Origin of the sequence: Methylobacter sp. S3L5C (assembly GCF_022788635.1) — a bacterium.
In the GTDB taxonomy this organism is placed as follows: Bacteria; Pseudomonadota; Gammaproteobacteria; order Methylococcales; family Methylomonadaceae; genus Methylobacter_C.
Genome location: NZ_CP076024.1, coordinates 371086 through 393323 on the forward strand (window position 1 = coordinate 371086; position 22238 = coordinate 393323).

Here is a 22238-nt window from a genome sequence, read left to right on the forward strand (position 1 = left end):
GCCGTGAATATTATGCGTATCTTACATCTGTAGATTGAGATGCAAGATGAAGAGACGCGAGTTGCGCCTCTACAGGCTTTGTATTCCGACGCCGAAGCGTGGACATAATGACAAATCAATAACGATAATGATCAGCTTTGTAAGGTCCTTCAATCGGAACATTAATATACTTGGCTTGCGCGTCAGTTAACGTAGTTAAATTAACACCAATTTGCTTTAAGTGTGATCTGGCGACTTTTTCATCCAGATATTTAGGCAGAATATAGACTTTGTTTTCATACTGATCAGCATTTTTCCAAAGTTCTATTTGCGCTAAAACCTGATTACAAAATGAATTGGACATTACAAAACTAGGATGTCCTGTACCACAGCCTAAATTAACCAAACGACCTTCAGCTAAAATAAGCAAGCGCTTGCCATCAGGAAAAATAACATGATCAACCTGAGGCTTAATATTTTCCCATTCATATTGACGCAATGAGGCAATTTCAATTTCGGCATCAAAATGACCAATATTACAAACAATAGCCTGATCTCTCATGGCCAACATATGTTCATGGGTAATAATGCCAAAGTTTCCTGTAGCCGTCACAAAAATGTTTGCAATTGGTGCAGCGTCTTCCATAGTCACGACGCGATAACCTTCCATAGCCGCTTGCAAAGCACAAATCGGGTCAATTTCAGTAATCCATACCGTTGCACCCAAACCACGCAAAGATTGAGCACTGCCTTTACCGACATCGCCATAACCACAGACTACGGCTATTTTTCCTGCAATCATGACATCGGTTGCACGTTTAATGGCATCAACCAAAGATTCTCTGCAACCATACAGATTGTCAAATTTTGATTTAGTCACTGAATCGTTAACATTAAAAGCAGGTACTTTTAACGTACCTTTTGCCACCATTTCATACAGACGTAACACACCTGTAGTGGTTTCTTCAGACAAACCTTTAACATCAGCCATTAATTCAGGGTAATTGTTATGCATCATGGTGGTTAAATCACCACCATCATCCAAAATCATATTGGGTCTCCAACCATCAGGACCTTCAATAGTCTGAGCGATACACCATTCAGATTCTTCTTCAGTTTCACCTTTCCAGGCAAAAACCGGGATACCTGCCTCAGCCATTGCAGACGCTGCATGATCCTGGGTAGAAAAAATATTACATGATGACCAACGCACTTCAGCACCTAAAGCCGTCAGTGTTTCCATTAATACCGCTGTTTGTATCGTCATGTGCAGACAACCTGCGATCCGCGCACCTTTTAACGGTTTTTCTGCTCCAAATTCTTCGCGCAAGGCCATTAAGCCCGGCATTTCTGTTTCAGCAATATTGATTTCTTTACGGCCCCATGCTGCTAAAGCAATATCAGCGACTTTATAATCTTTTTGGCTCATTATTTATCTACCTTATTTATTATTATTGGAGACCAGCCGCATCTTTTAATGCGTCAATTTTATCGGTTTTTTCCCAGCTAAATGTGTCTTCGGTACGACCAAAATGTCCATAAGCGGCTGTAGTTTGATAGATGGGTCTTAATAAATCCAACATTTTAATCAAACCTTTTGGCCTCAGATCGAAATTATCCCTGATAATCTGTACCAGCCTGTCTTCACTCAATTTACTGGTACCAAACGTTTCCACAGTAATGGAAGTTGGCTCGGCAACGCCAATCGCATAAGAAACCTGAATTTCACAACGCTCCGCCAAACCTGCAGCCACAATATTTTTTGCTACATAACGCGCCATATAGGCTGCCGAACGATCAACTTTTGAAGGATCTTTGCCTGAAAAAGCACCGCCACCGTGTCTTGCCATGCCGCCGTAAGTATCAACAATAATTTTACGACCCGTTAAACCGCAATCGCCTACAGGTCCACCAATGATGAACTGTCCGGTCGGATTGATAAAATATTTGGTATCTTTATGCAACCATTCTTTAGGCAGAACCGGCAGAATAATTTCGTCCATCACTGCTTCACACAATGATTTATAACTAATTTCTGGTGAATGCTGAGTAGATAAAACCACAGCATCAATGGCAACCGGCTTGTTATTTTCGTATCGGAAAGTAATTTGGCTCTTTGCATCAGGGCGTAACCATGGCAGAGTCTTATTTTTACGAACTTCCGCCTGACGTTTGACCAGCAAATGTGAATAGGTAATCGGCGCCGGCATTAATACATCGGTTTCATTACTGGCGTAACCAAACATTAAACCCTGATCACCTGCACCCTGTTCGTGATTTTCATCCTCATCAACACCCATTGCGATGTCAGCAGATTGTTTGCCAATCGCATTAAGTACCGCACAACTTTTTCCGTCAAAGCCTATGTCGCCATGATCGTAACCGATTTCGCAAACTACTTTTCTGACCAGAGCTTCAAGATCAACCCAAGCATTAGTAGTAATTTCTCCGGCTAAAATAACCATGCCGGTTTTTACCAGTGTTTCACAAGCAACCCGTGATCGGGGATCTTGTGCCAGCAGTGCATCAAGAACTGCATCCGAAATTTGATCGGCAACTTTATCGGGATGACCTTCCGAAACCGATTCAGATGTAAAACTAAAGTTATTGCTCACGTTACCACCTTTGTTAATGATAAAAACTCAAATACACAAAAGGCTGCATAAGCAGCCTTTTTTATTTATGGTGGGCCCTGTAGGACTTGAACCTACGACCTGCCGATTATGAGTCGGACGCTCTAACCAGCTGAGCTAAGGGCCCTAATTTGTTACTTACTCACCGTCCAGAAAACATCTTAATTGTTCTGATCTGGAAGGATGTCTTAATTTTCGTAATGCTTTTGCTTCAATTTGACGAATTCGTTCACGCGTCACGTCAAACTGCTTACCAACTTCTTCCAAAGTATGATCGGTATTCATGTTGATGCCAAAACGCATACGGAGAACTTTTGCCTCTCTTGCCGTTAATCCCGCCAACACATTTTGTGTTGATTCACGTAAACCGGCAATAGTAGCAGCTTCGACTGGTGACAGTACTTTAGCATCTTCTATGAAATCCCCCAAATGAGAATCTTCATCGTCACCAATAGGCGTTTCCATTGAGATCGGTTCTTTAGCGATTTTTAACACCTTACGAACTTTTTCTTCCGGCATTTCCATGCGTTCAGCCAGTTCTTCAGGTGTTGCTTCGCGTCCCATTTCCTGCAAAATTTGTCTGGAAATACGATTTAATTTATTAATCGTTTCAATCATGTGGACCGGAATACGAATGGTTCTGGCCTGATCTGCAATAGATCGTGTAATAGCCTGTCTGATCCACCATGTCGCATAAGTAGAAAACTTATAACCACGACGGTATTCAAATTTGTCTACCGCTTTCATTAAACCAATATTACCTTCCTGAATCAAATCCAGAAACTGCAATCCACGATTAGTGTATTTTTTAGCAATGGAAATAACCAGCCTTAAATTAGCTTCAATCATTTCTTTTTTGGCACGCCTTGCTTTGGCTTCACCGATTGACATGCGTCGATTAATATCTTTTAACGCACTAATGGGCAAACCAAACTCTGCCTCAATTTCTATCAGTATTTTTTGTGCTTTTCTTAGTTCTTTTTCACGAATTTTCAGAGCATCTGAATAGCTGTGTCCACCACCAAGATGCTGTTCCAACCACTCTGAACTCGATTCACTCTCGGTAAATGAAGCTATAAAATCTTTACGTGACATATTTGTTTCTTTAACAAATATGTCCAGAATCAGCTTTTCTTGCTCACGAACAGTAGCGACCCCATTAGGAATGATTGCCGTTAATTTCTTTAAATATTGCGGTGTCCATTTAAACTCAATGAACAAGTCAGCCAATACTTCAAAGATTTTTTGCATCTTATCGCCAGTATAGCCATGCTTTTTAATTGCTGCTGAAGCCACTTTTAATTGTTTTCTAAGAGGCTCAACTTTTTCCTGAACTTCTTCGTAATTAAGTCCTTTTACTTCCTCTTCAGTATCCGTACTTTCTTCAGCGGCATCGCTTGCAGGTAGCGCGGCAGTCAGATAATCAGTGTCACTTAAATCAACAAAACCTGAAATTAAATCAGTCAGCCGAACAGCACCTTCTTCACCAGAAACAGCATCAAATGAATGCAAAAAATCGTTAACAACAACACAAGATCGAGCCATCGCTTTAACAAGCTGTTGCTGCCCTTCCTCAATACGCTTGGCGATTTTTAATTCATCAGCACGTGTTAACAACTCAACTGAACCCATTTCTCTCATGTACATACGCACAGGATCTGTGGTTCTGCCAAATTCACTATCTACAGACGCTAAAGCTGCAACTTCTTCAGCATCTTCATCATCTGTAGATGCTGCAGCCGAGTCAGTAATGAGTGAATCTTCATCAGGTGCAGTTTCATGAACCTGAATGCCCATCTCATTGATCATACCAATGATGTCTTCAATTTGTTCAGGATCAACAATATCACTGGGCAAGTGATCGTTAACCTCGGCGTAGGTCAAATACCCCTGCATTTTGCCTTTGGCTATTAATTGTTTAAGCTGGGATTGTTGCTGTTCTTGATTCATTTTTTACTCACTGAATACCCTGCTGAGTACGGTCGTACTTAACAGAAAATTATACTATAAGTTTATATAACATCAAACTATTTATTTGCCAACATTTTAATTAATGTGCTTTGCTCTTGGCTATCCAATCCCTTGCTTTCAGCCTTGGCCTGTAATCTGGCAATACCAGCCTCCCTTCCCTGCTTGAGCAAAACCTTTAAAGCATCAAAAAACACTTCCTCTACTTTGTCGTCATCAACAAACACATCTAACAATGCCAATGCTTTGACGGATTTTTCTTCGGCAGAATCGCGATAATACTCGACTAAGACAGCAGTATTGACGAATTTTTTATCTAAAATCACTTGCAGAATATTTTTAAATAACTCGATACCCCGAAACTCCAGACCACTCCAATCAATATCTTGCCGGTCAACACTACTTGCCAATCGTGGATTTTGCAGCAAAAGGGCAATGGTGACTCGTGCCGTTGACAATCGATTAAGATCTTGTTGGCGCGGTTTTTTTAAATTCAAATCCACGGCGACAACATTATCCAAAACGTTTAGCGTCATCACTCGGGATAATTCCTTAAGACGGGAAAACATCATATCCCTAAACACACCTTCAGGCAATTTCTCCAAATAAGGCTTAGCTTTACCAATCAATTGCGCACGCCCCTCCATTTCGGAAAGATTCAATTCCTCAGAAATATGCTCAAAAAAATAATCTGACAACGCTTGAGCTGTCTGCACTCGCTCAACAAACTTATCCAGCCCTTCATCGCGTATTAGTGAATCTGGATCATGGCTTTGCGGCAATAGCATAATACGACAAGAACGGCCCTCTTTTAAACTGGAGAAAGCCGACTCCATTACCTTCCATGCCGCCTCACGTCCAGCCCGGTCACCATCAAAACAAAACACCAACTCTGATGAAAACCGAAACAACAAATCAAGATGCGCCTGTGATGCTGCCGTTCCTAATGCTGCAACGGCATAATCAATACCATATTGAGCCAAGGCGATAACATCCATATAGCCTTCAACAATTAAAATCTTCTGCGGCTTTGAATTGCTTTCCAGAAGTTCATACAAGCCATAAACTTCCTTGCCCTTGTGAAATAGTGACGTTTCTGGAGAATTCAAGTACTTCGGCAAAGAATCATCCAATACCCGTCCACCAAAACCAACAATTCTGGCCCGCTTATCACGAATAGGGAACATGATCCTGCCACGAAAACGATCATAGACTTGCCCATCATCCTTGCTAACCAACAACCCCGCATCAAGCAATAATTTCTGATTAAATTGCTCGGCCAAAGCACTCCATTTGTCGGGCGCATAACCTACCATAAAGTCACGAGCAACCTCGCCCTTAACTCCACGAGCCTTCAGATAGTCAACCGCTTTAAGACTGGTGCGCAATTGCTCCACGTAGAAGGCCGCCACCTGCTCCATCAGCACATAAAGACTATTTAAATCATTTTTCTTTGGCCCTGTCTGATGACTAACCGATTCCCTGGGTACATCAACACCAACAAAAGCGGCCAGATCCTCAACGGCCTCAATAAAATCAAGATGACTAAAATCCATCAAAAAACTGATGGCATTGCCACTGACACCGCAACCAAAACAGTGAAAAAATTGCTTGTTACGGTTTACAGAAAAACTAGGGGTTTTTTCAGTATGAAAGGGACAACGGGCAACATAATTCGTACCCGTTTTCTTTAGAGGAACATGCGAATCGATTAAATCGACTATATCAACCCGCACCAAAAGCTCATCAATAAACTCGCGAGGGATTCTACCGGACATTTTTTACCCGGAAAAAAGAATTATCCAGCTAATGCTGTCTTAATTTTGGTACTGACAACCGACATATCGGCACGGCCTTGCATTTTTGCCTTCAAAAGACCCATCACTTTGCCCATGTCTTTAACAGACTCGGCACCTGACTCAATCACAGCTTCGCTTACCATGGCATCAACTTCTTCTTCGCTAAGCGCCTGAGGCAAAAAATCCTGAATGACCAGAACTTCAGCCTCTTCAATCGCCACCAAATCATGTCGACTGGCATCAGCAAACAACCTGATAGATTCACGGCGCTGCTTGAGCATCTTGTCAAGAACCAGGATAACCCTGTCATTATCGAGCTGAATTCGTTCATCAACTTCAACCTGCTTGATAGCAGCCAGAATCAAACGAATCACCCCCAAACGTGCTTTGGCACCTCCCTTCATGGAGGCCTTCATATCATCCTTGATACGATCTGTTAACAAATCCATTAGCTTAACCTGTATTAAAGTACAGGACGTCCGCGACGTAAATTTTTCAATGCATAACGCTCACGCGCCAATTTCTTCAAATGACGCTTAACTGCAGCAGCACCTTTACGTTTACGTTCAGCAGTTGGTTTTTCGTAGAATTCACGACGACGCACTTCTGCCAATACACCCGCTTTTTCGCAAGCACGCTTAAAACGACGAATGGCGATGTCAAAAGGTTCGTTTTCTTTAATTTTCACTGACGGCATTATATGATTCCAATTATGTTAATATTGTGTGTATGAGGACGTTTACTATCCACTGAACAAACAGAACTCCCGATTATACATTCACTTTATATAATTTTCAAAAAAATCAATGTACGTTTTAGGCATAGAAACTTCCTGCGATGAAACCGCTGTCGCTATTTATCATAGTGAACAAGGCTTGATCAATCATATTTTACACAGCCAAGTCGACATGCATAGCGAATATGGTGGCGTGGTTCCTGAACTGGCATCACGCGATCATATCCGAAAATTAGTTCCACTCATCAAGCAATTAATGCAAGAAAGCCGGCTAGGCAGCGCCGACATTAACGGCATTGCCTACACCGCAGGTCCAGGACTGATGGGTGCCTTATTAGTCGGTGCAACAACAGCCAGAAGTCTGGCATGGGCATGGCAAATCCCTGCCATAGCAGTACACCACATGGAAGGTCACCTACTGGCACCCATGCTGGAAGAAAATCCGCCAGAATTTCCTTTTGTGGCTTTATTAATTTCCGGCGGGCATACCTTACTGATACAAGTCAGAGGTGTCGGTCGTTATCAGTTACTGGGCGAATCACTCGATGATGCGGCAGGCGAGGCTTTTGATAAAACCGCTAAAATGTTGGGACTTGGCTATCCTGGCGGACCAAAACTCTCGGCACTTGCCGAACAGGGCACACCACAAATTAAATTCCCCCGCCCCATGACTGACAGGCCAGGATTAGACTTTAGCTTTAGCGGCTTAAAAACCTTCACATTAAATACCTTCAATGCTTCCGAAAAAACCGAACAAGACCAGGCCAATATTGCTGCAAGCTTTCAGCAAGCGGTTGCCGAGACACTGAGCATTAAATGCAAACGGGCACTACAACAAACCGGCCTAAAAAGACTGGTGGTTGCAGGAGGCGTTAGCGCCAACAAGCAAATTCGTGCAGCCTTAACGGAAATGACCGCTAAAGAACAGGCGCAAATTTATTTTCCCAGACTGGAGTTTTGTACCGATAACGGCGCCATGATTGCTTACGCCGGCTGCCAGCGCTTAATGGCAGGTCAACAACAAGGACTGGAGATTTTTGCTCGTCCACGCTGGCCAATAAGTGAATTATCGCAAACATTAGACTAAAATATTTTTCACTTGCTGTCTTGGCTTGACCTTATTCATCTCCAGCTATTAATCGCTGAATATTACTTTTATGCCGCCATAACAAAAACACCATCATAACAACTGAAGCGCCCACTATAAAAACATCGCCAAGCAGAAACCACGCATACAGCGGTGATAAAATAGAGGCACACAATGCAGATAAAGAAGAAATTTTTCCCACCTTATAGATTAACAACCAAGTCCCTATAAAAGCAAAACCCAGCAACCAGGAAAAGCCAAGTAAAACACCAATTGATGTCGCAACACCTTTGCCACCTTTAAACCTGAAAAATACCGGATAAAGATGCCCCATAAATGCCGCCAAACCGATAACTGCCAACAGATCGGCGGACACTCCCAACAAATTGGCGGCATAAACAGGTATAAAGCCCTTAAGCAGATCACCCAACAAAGTAATAGTCGCCGCTTTTTTGCCACCAATACGCATGACATTAGTCGCACCCGGATTCCCTGAGCCTTGCTCACGGGGATCTGGCAAACCCATCAAGCGGCAAATAATAATTGCACTGGAAATAGAGCCTACAAGATAGGCGACCGGAACAAACAACCATTCAATCATGTAACTTTTTCCTCATTCAGAACTTGTAAGCAGGACTTATTTCCCCGATACTTACCACTTTGTTAAAACCCACATCATAACCGGAAATAACTATGGATATAATTTTTTTAGGCGGACTTGAAATTGAAACAATCATCGGGATATATGATTGGGAAAGAGAAACCAAGCAAACTGTTGTCCTTGATATAGAAATGGCTTTTGACATCCAACAAGCTGCAAAAACTGATGACATTCAGTATGCCCTTGATTACAAAACCGTTTCTAAACGCATCATCTCTTTTGTTGAAAGCAGTCAATTTCTTCTCGTTGAAAAATTAATCTCCGAGATAGCCGCTATTATCCAAAATGAATTTAATGTACCTTGGGTAAAAATAACCTTAAATAAAAAAGGGGCTATTCGTGGAGCCAGTGATGTCGGTATTATCATAGAAAGAGGCGAGAGATAAATCATGCCAAAATGCTTCATTAGCATAGGCAGCAATATTGACAAAGATAAGAATACCCTTATCAGCCTACAGGAGCTTGAGCGCCACTTTGGCGAATTGACTGTCTCAAGTATTTACGAAACAGAACCGGTCGGCTTTATCGGCGATAGTTTTTACAATCTTGTCGTCGGCTTTAACTCTGAATTAAGCGTCAAAGAAGTCGCCAAACAGTTACGACAAATAGAATTAGACAATGGTCGCACCCGCAATAGTCAAAAATTTTCTCCCCGCACTCTCGACCTGGATCTTATTTTATATAATGACGTAATATTAAATGATGGACGACTGCAAATACCACGCGATGAAATTGAACGCTACGCCTTTGTGCTTGAACCTTTAGCAGAAATCGCTCCGAATTTGACTCACCCTACCAGCCATATTAGCTATGCTAAACTCTGGGAAAAATTCGATAAGACTAATCTTAAACAAAAACGGGTTACGCCTGCCTGGACTCGTTAACTACCATTAAGACGCAAAACATCGCGTCTTAAACTCAGCAAAACAGGGTACGACCGCCATCAATTGTCAGTATTTGTCCGGTCATATAATCAGCATCCTTAATTAAAAACCATAAGGCTCTAGCGATATCATCAGGCTCACCGTTACGCAGTAAAGCGACACGCTGCAAAATATCTTGTTTTTCCTGTTCCGACAACGCATTATCCGGCCAAAGTATGGCGCCGGGCGCTATGCCATTGACACGAATAGCAGGCCCCAACTCCTTGGCCAGAACTTTGGTCATTGCCACCAAGCCGGCTTTGGCAATACTGTACACAGGATAATTTTTTAACCCACGCTCGGCATGAATGTCGACAATATTAACAATGCAACCCTTATTGTCCGCTAACGTTTCTGCCATTAACTTTGCCAAAAAAAAGGGCGCTTTTAAATTGCACCCCATTAACTCATCCCACTGTTGTTCAGTGACATCAGCCATAGTTGTTGGATAAAAAGATGAGGCATTATTAACCAATACATCTATTTTTCCCCATGCCATACAAGCTTCGCTTACCAACGCCTCCAATTCTTCCTTGTTGAGCAGGTCAGCCTGCATCATATAAGCGGAATCAGGGCGCAGCTGATTTAATTCATAACACAATTGCAAAGCGGCTTCTTTTGAAGACCGGTAATGCAAAAACACATTACAACCTTGACTGTGCAGTAAGCGGGCACAAGCAGCACCAATACGTTTGGCAGCCCCAGTAATCAAAACATTTTTTTGCATAATAACCCATCCTGACATTAAGAATTTATTGCACTTCAATCAAACGTCACTAACCTATGCTCATATAATATATCAGCTCCTGAATCGTGCCAAAAATCAGCAAAATTCATGCATCGACTGCATTAGCACAATCCCGTTTCAGGAATAATCACTATACTCCACCACATACCAGACTGATTATAATCGACTTAGATTAATTGATCCTCCCTTACACATTACCCTTAAAAGTATTCTCTATCGCTCAGACTTCAAACGTAAATTCGCTTATAATAAAAAATATCTTTTCTTCCAGTGCATAAGCTAATTTTTACTGATTGAGAAAGCATTAAACGATCATCAGATACTGGATGATAATTAAGTCGACATAACTAACCTGAGAAAAAAAATGAACGAGCTCACTAAAAAATTATTAAATTATTTCCTGATAGGCGTGTTTGCTGTTATTCCTATTGTTATAGTGCTGCAAATTATTATTTTTGTAAAAGACTTGGTTGCCAACTTGTTTAACTTCGTTTACGGCTACTCTGATAACTATCTTTATACTATCGTGGTTTTTGCAGTCAGCTTTATTTTATTGGTTTGGATAGGTAGCACGACTGCCAAAAAAGGTCGTTCATGGATTATTAGCGCTTTTGATTTTATTATCGACAGAATTCCCTTTCTTAATACCATTTACCGTGTACTAAAAAAAGTTATCAATATGCTTTCATCGCATGAACAAACCATGACCAAAGAAGTTGTTTATGTTGAATACCCTAAAGAAGGTCTTTGGGTACCTGCTTATGTAACCAACAAACACGACGATAAATATATCTTGTTTGTCCCCACCTCACCCAACCCAACCTCCGGCTTTACAGTCATTGTTGATAAATCAAAACTAATCAAATCAGCGATGAATATAGAAGAAGCCACCAGTTTTATTGTCAGTGTTGGCGTTGATTACAACAAAGCCTCGGAAGCCAATCAATTACCTTAATAAACAAGGCTTGTTAAAATCGATAAACTCTTGATAGGCAAGCGTAAACTATGCAATTAATAGCTAAATTGAACGCATTGCTACTGCTTGTTATTGCTGTCACTGGTTGTAAAAAAAAGACAAGCAAGCCAAGGCACCGGATCCTGTTGCGTTTAAATCTCAAATGGAAGCCCTGGACAAAGCCAAACAAGTCGACCATCTACTCCAGGATAAAGCAGCACAGCACCGAGAAACAATTGATGAAAGCACTAATGGCCAAGGGCATTAACGCCTTCAAATAAAACAAAGAAGGCTTTTTCAACACTGAAACACCAATTACTTGAATAAAAGTCTTCTATTCACCACGAAGAACACAAATTTTTTATCTTGGATTCCCTTCTTGTCTTCGTGGTGTTATGGCTTTAAATTGATGCCTGCAAGCCAATCGACATTAGCCTTCCTGATGATAAGCGACAATACGTTCAACTTCGTTTTTTGACCCCAAAACCAGAGGTACCCGCTGATGAATACCCGTTGGTTGTATAGCAAGAATACGTTCGCGTCCGGTAGAACAGGCGCCACCGGCTTGTTCGATAATATACGCCATCGGATTGGCCTCATACATAAGACGTAACCTGCCGGGCTTTAACGGCTCGCGTAAATCCAGCGGATATAAAAATACGCCGCCACGCGTTAAAATTCGATAAACCTCGGCAACCAACGAAGCAATCCAACGCATATTAAAGTCTTTTCCGCGCGGACCTTCTGCCCCTTGCAAACATTCATCAATATAGCGCTGCACAGGCAACTCCCAGAAACGCTGGTTTGACATATTAATAGCAAATTCACTGGTTTCTTCCGGGATTCTCATGCCTGGATGGGTCAGAATAAACTCACCGATATCCTGATCTAGCGTAAACCCGTTAACACCATGCCCCGTTGTTAACACCATCATCGTTGATGGTCCGTAAAGCACAAAACCGGCACAAACTTGCTCAATGCCTTTACGCAAAAAATCGTCAACGATTGGTTCAACGCCTTCACGGCAATGTAAAATAGAAAAAATAGTCCCCACTGCCAAATTAACATCAATATTCGAAGAGCCATCCAGAGGATCAAATAATGCTAGGTATTTGCCCTTGGGATACTCGGCTGGAATGGCAATAATATCATCGACTTCTTCTGAGGCCATACCCGCCAGATGTCCAGTCCAGTTTAGTGCATTGACCATAATCTCATTGCTAATGATGTCCAGTTTTTTTTGCACTTCACCCTGCACATTCTCAGACTCGGCACTCCCCAAAACACCCACAAGATTACCCTGATTAACCAGATGAGATATTTTTTTACAAGCCGTCACAATATTATTCAACAGCAGGGTAAAAGTGCCTGAAGCCCCCGGCAAATCACGCTGTTGCTCAATAATAAACTGGGTCAAGGATACTTTATTCATTATTCTTTATATCTCCGTAGGTACTTTGTTATCGCAAATAATTATTTTTAGGCACCGACAACTATTACCTGCCAGCCCTTACAGTTATCTATGCTACCCGGACTAATCTGCACTGGCTGATCACTGGAGTATCCCTATTAACCATTCTTGAATAGCACATTATAAATCTTAAAAAAAAGTATCGATGCAGCCAACACCAAAGTGATTGCATTGGCAAAAACAATTGCTTCATCCGAGATATAAATGCCGTAGATTAACCAAAAGAACACGCCCAGCGTGAACAGACTATACATACTCAGCGAAAGAGATGCGGTATCTTTGGTTTTTATTGTTAAAATAGCTTGAGGCAAAAAGGAGGCTGTTGTTAAGGTAGCGGCTACATAGCCAATCATTTCCGGCGTGATTATCATAGACCTGGTTTTATTTTTTGTTGGCATAACCTGTATTACAGGGGCAACGGTGATAATTTTAAATCGTGAGTCTATTAGCTCACTATAAACATGTCAACATCAGGAAACAGGGAATAATTTGTACAGCCAGGAATCCCTACCATCCCATAAAACAAAAAACCATCATCGGGTAGCTCGTAATAAATAAACTGCCACAGATTCTCTGATAAATAATTTCAATGCCATCAGATACCAACCCTTGAAGGGATGTTACCTGTATGACCTTACAGCGACATAAATTAAACGTTTAATTTCTGAAAATCTGTATGGTGCACTTGCGAGTTGTCTCAGGCATTATCATCAAGTAAACCATACCTATAGTCAAGGGCCTTGACAGAGTCATATATTTTGCAAGGCCCCCGTTATTTCTAGTGAAAATGTATCTCGCGCGACTTTACCGTATCGCTGCTACGCAAAGCGTAGCTGTCTTCATCATCTCCCTTCATCTTCGATCCATCAGTGTTAAGCAAAATCAGAGTACCTTCATCCTTAATAAGATATTGTCGAGTATCTGCTTTGTTACGCGGCGTTAAAATAACCGTATGCTTTTCCTCATTCCAGGTATATTTTCCTTTTTCATAAAACTCCCTTGACGATTCTTTTGCTGGCTGTGTAACCAAGAGATAATTATTATTATTCTTTAAAGACAGCGTTGATTTAATCCCGCTACAATCCTTGCAAGGCAGGTAACCGTAAAAAATACCATGAAAATCCAGGCTTTTATCGCTGGGTTCCACATGGACAGAATGATCCGTGTTTTGCTGATGGCTCTTAATACGTGCTTTGACAAAACTATCTTGCATTGTTGTATCTGTCGCTGCCATTGCAAGATTACCAGAAAGCAGCATAGTGAAAGAAATCAAGATCAGATGTTGTTTTAAGCATTTTTTTAATACTGGCATATAAGCTCCTGTTTTGATGGTTTCGGCTTGTTTCGTAACAGGCTAATATAACTGGAATCTTACCGAGGTCAAATAATATAACTCAATATAACTGCACTCAAAGTACTGTTTTTACACATTAACTTCAGACTATTACAGTGACTGGCTTACAGAAAACACAGGGATGGCGCTTAGCAACAAGTCGTTTGATGCGATAATTAAAAGCTTGACCGGATGCTGAATGATTGCAAAAAAGATATGACAACCTGTTGCTCAAAGGCAGAAAAAAGCAGATCAATATTTCAGGTTTACTTTGCTTTGGATAATCTATCAATGGCTACAGCTCAAACCAAGGTTGCAGGGGATCAAGTGTACTCTACTTCCGGAAAAGAGCTTATTACTGTCAGTCAGGTTTTGTCTGCCGGGGATAATTTCTTTGATACGGGAGATAAAGCCTACCCTGCTGTAGATCATACTTTCAGTGCAGGTGGTAAAGCCTGTAAGACCTACTGCAACTCTGCATCACCGCCACTCATCCCTTCTCCAACACCAATCTAGATACTACCTATGTCATAGCAGCATTGCCTTGCTCCAATAAAGATATGCTCGACTGTAGCGCTGATATGATCTACCAGAGATTAGCATCCATCCACTTCTGTTTTGTATTGATAGACGCTTAAGTGATGACCCTCTGCATATGGATTCTAAGACTCTAGCTTACTAATAACTGACTCTGTCTTATTAATAACAGGCCCCGCCTTAATAATAAAGAGACAAATTGTTTAGTTGAAAAAATTAACGATACTCGAATTTACACCAACATAATTAACGCTTATCATTAGGCGACTTCAATCATTTAAATCTATTATTGTTCGTTTAACGAGCCAAGCAGAGGTATTTATGAGAACGCAAAAAGCAATCGTCAGTTTTACAAAAGTTAGAGACAGTGAATTAGTCAATACGGCGCAAATATCATTAATAAAATGACAATCAATCCTTATTTCACTGATCCGCAGCCACCCTTGATAACTATTCAGGAATATATAGCCGCCTACTCCGCTGCCTTGGTAAAGGCAAAAGACGGCAGCAAACAAGACACGGCGAATAAAAATGCCTGTCGGTTAACGCTGGAGACATCGCTTTTTACGTTAGGTAATTATGTTAATTTGCTGGCAGAACACGATGTGGTTAAATTGGATAGTTCCGGTTTTCCTCTCTCCAAACTGCCGGAACCGATTGGTATTTTGGATGCGCCCAATTTAACGGTGTACTACGGCAACAATCCGGGTGAAATCATCATTGAAATAAGCGTCGTACCCAAGGCATCGGGTTATATTGTGCTTTACTCACCTTTACCAGCCCCTGCGGAAAATGCTGAATGGTATGAAAAGTTGTTTTCCAGCACTAAAGGTACATTAACCAATTTAAAAAGCGAGACCAAATATATTTTTAAAGCGGCGGCTATTAGTTCAGAGGCTAATACTGCTACCGCAAATATAAAAAACAAAGTCAGAGGCTTAAATATGCCTCGTTTCTTGGCACCATCAGCAAAGGAAAGGGTTTTGGTCGGCGTTTGACTGCCCTTGGCTGGCTCTTACGTTTTTGTTTTCCAATGGCCGTTGATGCCATCGCTTTTAATAATTCACGCAAGGCGCTTATGAGTTGGTTCCCTGTCAAGCCTACCATCTGCTTGGCGGCTTGAATGACCAGTTGCACTGCTGACCTGAAACTCAGTTGGCGGGGTATCTTCTCATGCAGGCTGGCTGCCTGTGCCAAATTGCCACGAATGATGTTGTATGCCAATAAGTGGATAGCTATCTCCTTGTTTAACATGTCAGGTTTTTTGCACCGTAATATTTCCATGCCCATATTGGTTTTGATTAAACGAAAATCCAGCTCAATTTTCCAGCGCTGTTTATAAAGCAATACTTCGGACAGTTTACGCAGCGATAGCCCCATAGTTACAGAGGTCTGTAAAGCCTTGACTGGATTTTATGGCAGTAAAGTCGATCCCTAAGTGGCAAGAAAACCTTTCCAATAAATGGGCGTTGAATTTACGGGTCTTCCAACTGGCGATCGAAATAACATGGCGACCTGAGCCTTCCACGGCCTGTTGCCGGTCTTCCAGACGCAGCAAATTCAGTGCGGCCAGTGAAGCATTGAAATGGAAGTCCAACTTTGCTTCGGAAGTCGCTTGGCAATCGCATAGTCCAGTGTATTGCTTGGCATCGCGAAACACGAACTCAATCTGAAATCTTGCTTTGTAATAGCGCAGGATGTCCAGCACCGCACAGTCAGTGTCAGTGCAAAATAATAATGCCGTATAGGTTTTGCCTTTTTCTTCTCGCACAATATAGACAATCCGCAGATTACGTTTGAACGTTGGCGAATTGACGATAGCGGTATAGACGCGCTGGCCATCGATTTCTCCTGCCAGATCAAAGCGTCACAAATCATCGAAACAACCCTTGCCTGCGTAATTGCGCAGTCGACCTTTGGCTTTTTGTTCACCGATATATAGCCAGCGCAGATCGGCATCATTCCGTAACTTACTGGCCACGTACAGGCCATGTTCCACCACGCCATTAATAAACTTGGTCTTCGCGTAAAAGCTGTCCGCGACCAGATAACGGATTTTCCCTAACAGTCCCTTGGTATCGCGTTTGATGTGATCAAGGTAGCTATCTACCCGGGTGATCCGGGTTTCTTTGGGCGTTTTCTCGGCTTTGCTCTTCGGTGTCTTCTCGACATCTTGAGCCACCTTGGTTTCGCTATTTACGGTCGACTCTTTGACGACTTCAGCTACCTTCGGTGCTTTGGGCAAAGCGGGCGTTTGATAAGCCGACAGCGTATAGGCTGTGTTGTGTGTCACATCCACCAAGGCCAGCAGTGAAATTTCCAGTCCGCGTTCCGCTTGTCCCTGTGAACCGTTCCAAAACCAGTCCAGGCCGTAACTGCTGCGACCGCTTTTAGGTAAAAAGCTGGCATCAATTGCTGCTACCCATTCACCCTTATCAGTTAAATCTTTCAAGCTCAGCAAATTGAAGGTAACAAAATCGAACGAGCGACGAAACCATCTCGAAAAGGTTTTTTCATTCAGAGCACTATAACGGCCAAGGTTTCGGAAATTCACCCGTCCCGGCAGATACGTCAGGGTTGTTAGCAAGATGAACATAAACTTACGTTGCGGTTTTGCTACACTGGACATTTACTGCAGAATGGGTACTATTAAGTACATGGAAGCCTTTGGCGTGTTGGGCTGTTATCGTCGTTGACTACATCTTCCCACGCTGCAGGCTTCCAGACTATTTTTAATCAAAGCAAAACTGTCCAAAGTATTGATAAAGCATAGCCAGCTCTTGCTTATGAAAGCCCTTTGCATTCAGTAAGGTGGTCAAATAGATTCTGCCGTTTACCGCAAACTCTCGGACGGTAATCGATTCCGGCAAGTCGCTATAATCCTGCTTGGACATCCACACCGGTTTCCGTTTGGGTTTCGTCCAGTCAATCAAATGATCTATTGCACCCAGGTAGACACCCAAGCTGAAATCTACTTTTTTCCGGGCATGTAGTGGAAATAGCACAGGAATTCCACGAGCCTGCAAGAGCGCAATAATGGCGAAGGTACAGTAATAGCGGTCTGCCATCAGCAAGTCTCCAGCTGACAAGCTGCCAAACAGTTGACTGAGTAACGATGTTTCGCCAGTTCCCTTGCCTTAATAGGCTCCCAAGCTATAGTCGAGCACGGTTCCTGCAGCCAAAGAAATCAACACAACCATGCGAGCAATCGGAAAGCCCAAGCCAGGCTTTTGACTATCCAGCTGAGGAAAGTCTGCCTGATTCTCTGGTGTATCTGGCATTTGCACCGTTGCTCCATCAGTAAGGACTAAAGTGGACCCCATTGTCCAGACAATATTTAAGCCTAATTAAGAGGGCATCGATTCCGTTACAGCAGATTGGCGCTGTCCCACTTCTTCTTTTGAAGAAACCCGTTTGTCACTAAAATGATCAACTACTTTTACGCCGCCGCCGATGCCTGTCTGATAAACTTCATTGGGCGTTTTATAGCTCAATGCCTGGTGAAACCGCTCACTGTTATAGAATATAAAGTACGCGGTCAGACCCAACAACAGTTCAGGCACAATGACATAGTTTTTCGGGTAAATGTCCTCGTATTTGACACTACGCCATAGCCGTTCAACAAAAATATTGTCCAAGGCACGACCCCGACCGTCCATACTAATCTTACAGCTGTGTTCCAGTAATTTATTGACCCATAAGGTGCTGGTAAACTGCGATCCCTGATCGGTGTTAAAAATTTCTGGTGCGTCATATTGATTAAGCGCCTCAGTCAAACAGTCCAGGCAAAAACCAACATCCATGGTGTTTGAAACCTTCCACGCCAACACTTTACGACTGTACCAATCAATGATTGCGACCAGATACATAACGCCATGCGCGAGTCGTATATAAGTTATATCCGTACTCCAGACCTGATTCGGTCGGACAATAGCTAATCCTCTGAGTAAATACGGATAAACCTTATGTTGCGGATGTTTTTTACTGGTATTAGGACCAGGCACCATGGCAACCAACCCCAGTATTTGCATCAAACGCTGCACTCGTTTTCGGTTCACGCCATGCCCTTGTCCGCGTAGCCAGACTGTCATTTTCCTGCTGCCATAAAAAGGATGGCGGGTATATTCTTCATCCAGCAAGCGCAGCAATAACAGCTCGTATTCATTCACAACTACTGTCTTGTTAGCGTAGACGGTGGATCGGGCAATACTCGCTAATTTACACTGCCGAACCAACGCCAGTTCATCATGGGGATCGATCCAGCTCTGTCTTTCGCTTAAAAACTGATTCCTGACTTTTTTCTAGTGCCCCGTGCGGATATTAAGCCAGTCCAGTTCCATATTAAGCTGACCAATCTTGGCATACAATCGTACCGGATCGCTCTGAGGATCAAGGGGCTTCGAGCCACGCTTTACCTCAAACAGTTGGCTGGCATTTTCTAATAAGGCCTTCTTCCATAAACCAATTTGGGTAGGATGAACGCCATACTCTTGAACAATCTCATTTACCGTTTTTTGCTCCTTCAAAGCTTCTAACGCTATTTTAGCTTTTTGTGCCCCGTCAAAATCTTACGTTTTTTTTCACTCATTCCTGTCTACTTTTTTTATGGAAGACACCATCTTAATCGACTGTCCGGATTTTGGGGTCCACTATACAAAGCTTTCTGTGTTTTAGTGACTTAAAGCTTCCACTGTTCAGTTATACAGCGTGTCTTGAGTTTTTAAGCAAGGCTTACGTAGCTGTCTTTCAGGTAAGATAGTGCGCTTATTTTGTTTCGTTGGGGGGTATTTTCAGCGCTAAAGGGTGTTGTTTTACTTTTTTTACCGTTTTGGTCAGACGGAAAAAACTTGAATACATTGAATGAAGAAATATCTTGGGGGGGGATGTGTATTTGAATTAGATGTGGAACAACTTGCTTTAGGTAGAAAGGTTTTGTATGCAGTGTTAAACGAGCATGATTGAATTAGATTGAGCTTATCGACGCTGGAACCTATTGGGCGGGGTAAAAGTGACTTAACGTTGATACTTTGCAAGACATTATGGAGGACTGAGTGACCGGAAAAGGCCGGAGATGAACCGAAAAGTAGTCGTTTGATAGCGCTAAAATCTGGCTTGATGAACAATGAACAGTTTATTCGTGAGCGTTACTAACAATAACCTATTTACGTCACATCGCTGTTTTACGCCAAGAATGAGAGGGTGACACAGAACAATTATGACCGAACCGGAGTAAGCCGGAAGCCGCTCGGCCCAGCGGAGGACCGGAGAGCACAAATAAAAAAGGCCCCGATTAAATCGGAGCCTTTAGAATTCATGGTGCCCAGGGGCGGAATCGAACCGTCGACACGAGGATTTTCAGTCCTCTGCTCTACCGACTGAGCTACCTGGGCTTTTTGAGGTGTTGCTTGTTTTTGCAGTGGTGCCCAGGGGCGGAATCGAACCGTCGACACGAGGATTTTCAGTCCTCTGCTCTACCGACTGAGCTACCTGGGCGGAAACTACAAAAGACGATCATTAGACTCGATTATGTATCCCTAGTCAATAGATATTGTAAATTTATTGCGGTGGATTGATCCTGAGGGGTGTCCTATGTCTATTAAAGAAGTTAATAATCAAACTAAAAACTTTTTTATAGCTTTCCATAATCGTGGCAACAGCCAAATCATCAGTGCAATAACTAAAACATACCAAGGCAAGAAAAAATACGGCTACTAAATTTAAAGCAGTGCGAATTTAAAGATAATAACCATTAATCCCTTGAAGATATGGTGTCTGTCCTCGCTTAAGTTGGTCGCCTTTTTTATCGACTACATCCTCTATGCAAGCTATCTACAAAATATGCTAGTATTCGGTCTACAGTAATTTCATAGAAGACAAACATGAAAGCAAATATCGGTTTAATCGGTCTGGCAGTAATGGGGCAAAACCTGGTTCTTAACATGAATGACCATGGTTTTAAAGTAGCGGTATTTAACCGTACCACCAGCACCGTGGATGAATTTTTGGACGGCCCGGCAAAAGATACCCAAATTATCGGTACGCACTCACTACAAGAACTGGTTGATAGCCTTGAATCACCGCGTATTGTTATGTTGATGGTTAAAGCAGGTGATGTTGTTGATCAGTGTATTAACCAGTTGGTGCCGCTGTTGGCTGCCGGCGATATTATTATCGATGGCGGCAATTCACTGTTTACTGACACCAATCGCCGCACTACCGCTCTTAAAGAACAAAATATTCTGTACATAGGTGCAGGAGTTTCTGGCGGTGAAGAAGGCGCAAGACATGGACCGTCAATTATGCCCGGTGGCAATAAAGCCGCCTGGCCTACCATTAAACCCATTTTTCAGGCGATCAGTGCGCAGGTTAATGGTGCGCCTTGTTGTGAGTGGGTTGGTGATAATGGCGCAGGGCATTATGTCAAAATGGTACATAACGGCATTGAATATGGCGATATACAGTTGATCTGCGAAGCCTATCAATTGCTGTCTGAAGGCTTGGGTTTAAGTGCCGATGAAATGCACGCAATATTTACCGAGTGGAATCAAGGCAAATTAAGCTCTTATTTAATTGAAATAACGGCCAATATCTTGGCATTTAAAGATGAAGACGGCCTGCCTTTAGTCGATAAAATACTGGATACTGCGGGCCAAAAAGGCACCGGCAAATGGACCGGCATTAATGCACTGGAGTTGGGCATTCCCTTAACCTTGATTGGTGAAGCGGTGTTTGCACGGTGTTTGTCGGCTCAAAAATCAGAACGCATTAAAGCCGCAAAGGTATTACCTAAATGCACGCAGGTATTTACCGGTGATAAGCAAACCATGATTGATGCAATTCGTGATGCCTTGTACGCCGCCAAGATTATTTCTTATGCGCAAGGTTTTCGCTTAATGCGCGAAGCCTCCAAGGAATATAATTTAGCACTTAACTATGGTGAGATTGCGCTGATGTGGCGAGGTGGCTGCATTATTCGCAGTCAGTTTTTAAATGATATCAAACAGGCCTTTACCGATAATCCTGATCTGGAAAATCTACTACTGGCTGATTTCTTTGTTGATACCATGCAACAAGCCGATGAGGGCTGGCGTAAAGCGGTTATCTCGGGTATAGAATTAGGCCTTCCTACACCGGCATTCTCTTCTGCACTGGCGTATTATGACGGCTATCGAACTGAAAGACTGCCGGCCAATTTACTACAGGCACAAAGAGACTATTTTGGCGCCCATACCTACGAACGTACTGACAAGCCCAGAGGTGAGTTTTTCCATACCGACTGGACCGGTCACGGTGGTAAAACGGCATCATCTACCTATACTGCTTAAACAGCACATAAATTTTTAACCCTTATTATTTACCACGAAGAACACATAGCGCATTTATAAAATGCCTCGCTTTCTTCGTGGTA

The 22238-nt window shown here is 42.5% G+C and carries 23 protein-coding genes, 3 tRNA genes and 2 pseudogenes; 8 read left to right on the forward strand and 20 right to left on the reverse strand.

Features of this window, described 5'->3' with window-relative positions; translation table 11 throughout:
* Positions 1-115 precede the first annotated feature (115 nt).
* The 7 genes from ahcY to rpsU all read right to left on the reverse strand — a co-directional run bounded on the left by ahcY (position 116) and on the right by rpsU (position 7076).
* Positions 116-1408 carry an adenosylhomocysteinase gene (gene ahcY / locus KKZ03_RS01795; RefSeq protein WP_243219703.1) on the reverse strand — a complete coding sequence of 431 codons (1293 nt, stop codon included), beginning with the start codon at positions 1406-1408 and terminating at the stop codon, positions 116-118.
* Between the two features lie 22 nt (positions 1409-1430).
* Positions 1431-2594: a methionine adenosyltransferase gene (gene metK, locus KKZ03_RS01800; protein WP_243219704.1), complete on the reverse strand. Its 1164-nt coding sequence runs from the start codon at positions 2592-2594 to the stop codon at positions 1431-1433.
* A gap of 68 nt (positions 2595-2662) precedes the next feature.
* Positions 2663-2739: transfer RNA gene (locus KKZ03_RS01805), tRNA-Ile, on the reverse strand.
* 11 nt (positions 2740-2750) lie between these two features.
* Positions 2751-4562: an RNA polymerase sigma factor RpoD gene (rpoD, locus tag KKZ03_RS01810; protein WP_243219705.1), complete on the reverse strand. Its 1812-nt coding sequence runs from the start codon at positions 4560-4562 to the stop codon at positions 2751-2753.
* A gap of 77 nt (positions 4563-4639) precedes the next feature.
* The gene (gene dnaG / locus KKZ03_RS01815) at positions 4640-6358 is read right to left on the reverse strand and encodes a DNA primase (RefSeq protein WP_243219706.1); all 1719 of its coding nucleotides are present in this window, start codon (positions 6356-6358) and stop codon (positions 4640-4642) included.
* Between the two features lie 20 nt (positions 6359-6378).
* The gene (locus KKZ03_RS01820; protein WP_243219707.1) at positions 6379-6828 is read right to left on the reverse strand and encodes a GatB/YqeY domain-containing protein; all 450 of its coding nucleotides are present in this window, start codon (positions 6826-6828) and stop codon (positions 6379-6381) included.
* Positions 6829-6842: 14 nt separating this feature from the next.
* Positions 6843-7076 carry a 30S ribosomal protein S21 gene (gene rpsU, locus KKZ03_RS01825; protein ID WP_104422029.1) on the reverse strand — a complete coding sequence of 78 codons (234 nt, stop codon included), beginning with the start codon at positions 7074-7076 and terminating at the stop codon, positions 6843-6845.
* A 109-nt stretch (positions 7077-7185) separates the two neighbouring features.
* Here rpsU and tsaD point away from each other — a divergent pair, with 109 nt between their 5' ends.
* Positions 7186-8202, forward strand: coding sequence for a tRNA (adenosine(37)-N6)-threonylcarbamoyltransferase complex transferase subunit TsaD (tsaD, locus tag KKZ03_RS01830; RefSeq protein WP_243219708.1), 1017 nt, complete (start codon positions 7186-7188; stop codon positions 8200-8202).
* A gap of 31 nt (positions 8203-8233) precedes the next feature.
* On the opposite strand, the gene plsY is transcribed toward tsaD, so the two are convergent.
* The gene (gene plsY / locus KKZ03_RS01835; RefSeq protein ID WP_243219709.1) at positions 8234-8803 is read right to left on the reverse strand and encodes a glycerol-3-phosphate 1-O-acyltransferase PlsY; all 570 of its coding nucleotides are present in this window, start codon (positions 8801-8803) and stop codon (positions 8234-8236) included.
* A 92-nt stretch (positions 8804-8895) separates the two neighbouring features.
* Here plsY and folB point away from each other — a divergent pair, with 92 nt between their 5' ends.
* Both folB and folK read left to right on the forward strand, forming a co-directional pair.
* Positions 8896-9249: a dihydroneopterin aldolase gene (gene folB, locus KKZ03_RS01840; protein WP_243219710.1), complete on the forward strand. Its 354-nt coding sequence runs from the start codon at positions 8896-8898 to the stop codon at positions 9247-9249.
* A gap of 3 nt (positions 9250-9252) precedes the next feature.
* Positions 9253-9747: a 2-amino-4-hydroxy-6-hydroxymethyldihydropteridine diphosphokinase gene (gene folK / locus KKZ03_RS01845; protein WP_243219711.1), complete on the forward strand. Its 495-nt coding sequence runs from the start codon at positions 9253-9255 to the stop codon at positions 9745-9747.
* A gap of 34 nt (positions 9748-9781) precedes the next feature.
* Here the strand turns inward: folK and KKZ03_RS01850 are convergent, their stop codons facing one another.
* Positions 9782-10513 (reverse strand): pteridine reductase, encoded by a 732-nt coding sequence (locus KKZ03_RS01850; RefSeq protein ID WP_243219712.1) that lies wholly within the window; start codon positions 10511-10513, stop codon positions 9782-9784.
* A gap of 385 nt (positions 10514-10898) precedes the next feature.
* Here KKZ03_RS01850 and KKZ03_RS01855 point away from each other — a divergent pair, with 385 nt between their 5' ends.
* Positions 10899-11489 (forward strand): DUF502 domain-containing protein, encoded by a 591-nt coding sequence (locus KKZ03_RS01855; RefSeq protein WP_243219713.1) that lies wholly within the window; start codon positions 10899-10901, stop codon positions 11487-11489.
* A 430-nt stretch (positions 11490-11919) separates the two neighbouring features.
* Here the strand turns inward: KKZ03_RS01855 and KKZ03_RS01860 are convergent, their stop codons facing one another.
* From KKZ03_RS01860 to KKZ03_RS01870, 3 genes are all read right to left on the reverse strand, one after another.
* Positions 11920-12921 (reverse strand): class 1 fructose-bisphosphatase, encoded by a 1002-nt coding sequence (locus tag KKZ03_RS01860; protein WP_371744792.1) that lies wholly within the window; start codon positions 12919-12921, stop codon positions 11920-11922.
* A 137-nt stretch (positions 12922-13058) separates the two neighbouring features.
* Positions 13059-13331 (reverse strand): SemiSWEET transporter, encoded by a 273-nt coding sequence (locus tag KKZ03_RS01865; RefSeq protein ID WP_243219714.1) that lies wholly within the window; start codon positions 13329-13331, stop codon positions 13059-13061.
* Between the two features lie 407 nt (positions 13332-13738).
* Positions 13739-14272 (reverse strand): copper resistance protein NlpE, encoded by a 534-nt coding sequence (locus tag KKZ03_RS01870; protein ID WP_243219715.1) that lies wholly within the window; start codon positions 14270-14272, stop codon positions 13739-13741.
* Positions 14273-14584: 312 nt separating this feature from the next.
* Here KKZ03_RS01870 and KKZ03_RS01875 point away from each other — a divergent pair, with 312 nt between their 5' ends.
* Together KKZ03_RS01875 and KKZ03_RS01880 are read left to right on the forward strand one after the other, a co-directional pair.
* Positions 14585-14809: a hypothetical protein gene (locus KKZ03_RS01875; RefSeq protein WP_243219716.1), complete on the forward strand. Its 225-nt coding sequence runs from the start codon at positions 14585-14587 to the stop codon at positions 14807-14809.
* Between the two features lie 425 nt (positions 14810-15234).
* A complete protein-coding gene (locus KKZ03_RS01880) occupies positions 15235-15828 on the forward strand; it encodes a hypothetical protein (RefSeq protein ID WP_243219717.1) in 594 nt (197 codons plus the stop codon).
* Here KKZ03_RS01880 and KKZ03_RS01885 read toward each other — a convergent pair.
* The 8 genes and pseudogenes from KKZ03_RS01885 to KKZ03_RS01920 form a co-directional block, all read right to left on the reverse strand.
* Positions 15761-16171, reverse strand: a pseudogene (locus tag KKZ03_RS01885) (transposase); the annotation flags it as partial. The gene KKZ03_RS01880 and the pseudogene KKZ03_RS01885 overlap by 68 nt on opposite strands.
* A 19-nt stretch (positions 16172-16190) precedes the next feature.
* Entirely contained in the window at positions 16191-16601 is a 411-nt protein-coding gene (locus KKZ03_RS01890) for a transposase (protein ID WP_243219718.1), read from the reverse strand.
* A gap of 96 nt (positions 16602-16697) precedes the next feature.
* The gene (locus KKZ03_RS01895) at positions 16698-17459 is read right to left on the reverse strand and encodes a transposase (RefSeq protein ID WP_243219719.1); all 762 of its coding nucleotides are present in this window, start codon (positions 17457-17459) and stop codon (positions 16698-16700) included.
* A 103-nt stretch (positions 17460-17562) separates the two neighbouring features.
* On the reverse strand, positions 17563-17898 hold the full coding sequence (locus KKZ03_RS01900; protein ID WP_243219720.1) for a hypothetical protein: 336 nt from the start codon (positions 17896-17898) through the stop codon (positions 17563-17565).
* A gap of 69 nt (positions 17899-17967) precedes the next feature.
* Complete coding sequence (locus KKZ03_RS01905; protein ID WP_243219531.1) at positions 17968-18111, reverse strand: hypothetical protein; 144 nt, start codon at positions 18109-18111, stop codon at positions 17968-17970.
* A 66-nt stretch (positions 18112-18177) separates the two neighbouring features.
* Positions 18178-19418: pseudogene (locus KKZ03_RS01910) on the reverse strand (IS3 family transposase).
* A gap of 726 nt (positions 19419-20144) precedes the next feature.
* A tRNA-Phe gene (locus KKZ03_RS01915) sits at positions 20145-20220 on the reverse strand.
* Between the two features lie 27 nt (positions 20221-20247).
* Positions 20248-20323: transfer RNA gene (locus KKZ03_RS01920), tRNA-Phe, on the reverse strand.
* A 96-nt stretch (positions 20324-20419) separates the two neighbouring features.
* Here KKZ03_RS01920 and KKZ03_RS21760 point away from each other — a divergent pair.
* Both KKZ03_RS21760 and gnd read left to right on the forward strand, forming a co-directional pair.
* Positions 20420-20545 carry a hypothetical protein gene (locus KKZ03_RS21760; RefSeq protein ID WP_256451991.1) on the forward strand — a complete coding sequence of 42 codons (126 nt, stop codon included), beginning with the start codon at positions 20420-20422 and terminating at the stop codon, positions 20543-20545.
* A gap of 164 nt (positions 20546-20709) precedes the next feature.
* Positions 20710-22155 carry a decarboxylating NADP(+)-dependent phosphogluconate dehydrogenase gene (gene gnd, locus KKZ03_RS01925; protein ID WP_243219721.1) on the forward strand — a complete coding sequence of 482 codons (1446 nt, stop codon included), beginning with the start codon at positions 20710-20712 and terminating at the stop codon, positions 22153-22155.
* Positions 22156-22238 lie beyond the last annotated feature (83 nt).

Bases quoted from the DNA above. Each gene is read 5' to 3' on its own strand.
- KKZ03_RS01870 (WP_243219715.1), bottom strand. From the start codon at position 14,272: ATGCCAGTATTAAAAAAATGCTTAAAACAACATCTGATCTTGATTTCT.
- ahcY (WP_243219703.1), bottom strand. From the start codon at position 1,408: ATGAGCCAAAAAGATTATAAAGTCGCTGATATTGCTTTAGCAGCATGG.
- KKZ03_RS01875 (WP_243219716.1), top strand. From the start codon at position 14,585: ATGGCTACAGCTCAAACCAAGGTTGCAGGGGATCAAGTGTACTCTACT.
- KKZ03_RS01855 (WP_243219713.1), top strand. From the start codon at position 10,899: ATGAACGAGCTCACTAAAAAATTATTAAATTATTTCCTGATAGGCGTG.
- tsaD (WP_243219708.1), top strand. From the start codon at position 7,186: ATGTACGTTTTAGGCATAGAAACTTCCTGCGATGAAACCGCTGTCGCT.
- KKZ03_RS01820 (WP_243219707.1), bottom strand. From the start codon at position 6,828: ATGGATTTGTTAACAGATCGTATCAAGGATGATATGAAGGCCTCCATG.
- KKZ03_RS01850 (WP_243219712.1), bottom strand. From the start codon at position 10,513: ATGCAAAAAAATGTTTTGATTACTGGGGCTGCCAAACGTATTGGTGCT.
- KKZ03_RS01905 (WP_243219531.1), bottom strand. From the start codon at position 18,111: ATGCCAGATACACCAGAGAATCAGGCAGACTTTCCTCAGCTGGATAGT.
- KKZ03_RS01865 (WP_243219714.1), bottom strand. From the start codon at position 13,331: ATGATAATCACGCCGGAAATGATTGGCTATGTAGCCGCTACCTTAACA.
- KKZ03_RS01895 (WP_243219719.1), bottom strand. From the start codon at position 17,459: ATGTCCAGTGTAGCAAAACCGCAACGTAAGTTTATGTTCATCTTGCTA.
- plsY (WP_243219709.1), bottom strand. From the start codon at position 8,803: ATGATTGAATGGTTGTTTGTTCCGGTCGCCTATCTTGTAGGCTCTATT.
- dnaG (WP_243219706.1), bottom strand. From the start codon at position 6,358: ATGTCCGGTAGAATCCCTCGCGAGTTTATTGATGAGCTTTTGGTGCGG.
- KKZ03_RS01900 (WP_243219720.1), bottom strand. From the start codon at position 17,898: ATGGCAGACCGCTATTACTGTACCTTCGCCATTATTGCGCTCTTGCAG.
- KKZ03_RS01860 (WP_371744792.1), bottom strand. From the start codon at position 12,921: ATGAATAAAGTATCCTTGACCCAGTTTATTATTGAGCAACAGCGTGAT.
- folB (WP_243219710.1), top strand. From the start codon at position 8,896: ATGGATATAATTTTTTTAGGCGGACTTGAAATTGAAACAATCATCGGG.
- KKZ03_RS01880 (WP_243219717.1), top strand. From the start codon at position 15,235: ATGACAATCAATCCTTATTTCACTGATCCGCAGCCACCCTTGATAACT.
- rpoD (WP_243219705.1), bottom strand. From the start codon at position 4,562: ATGAATCAAGAACAGCAACAATCCCAGCTTAAACAATTAATAGCCAAA.
- gnd (WP_243219721.1), top strand. From the start codon at position 20,710: ATGAAAGCAAATATCGGTTTAATCGGTCTGGCAGTAATGGGGCAAAAC.
- rpsU (WP_104422029.1), bottom strand. From the start codon at position 7,076: ATGCCGTCAGTGAAAATTAAAGAAAACGAACCTTTTGACATCGCCATT.
- KKZ03_RS21760 (WP_256451991.1), top strand. From the start codon at position 20,420: ATGTCTATTAAAGAAGTTAATAATCAAACTAAAAACTTTTTTATAGCT.
- folK (WP_243219711.1), top strand. From the start codon at position 9,253: ATGCCAAAATGCTTCATTAGCATAGGCAGCAATATTGACAAAGATAAG.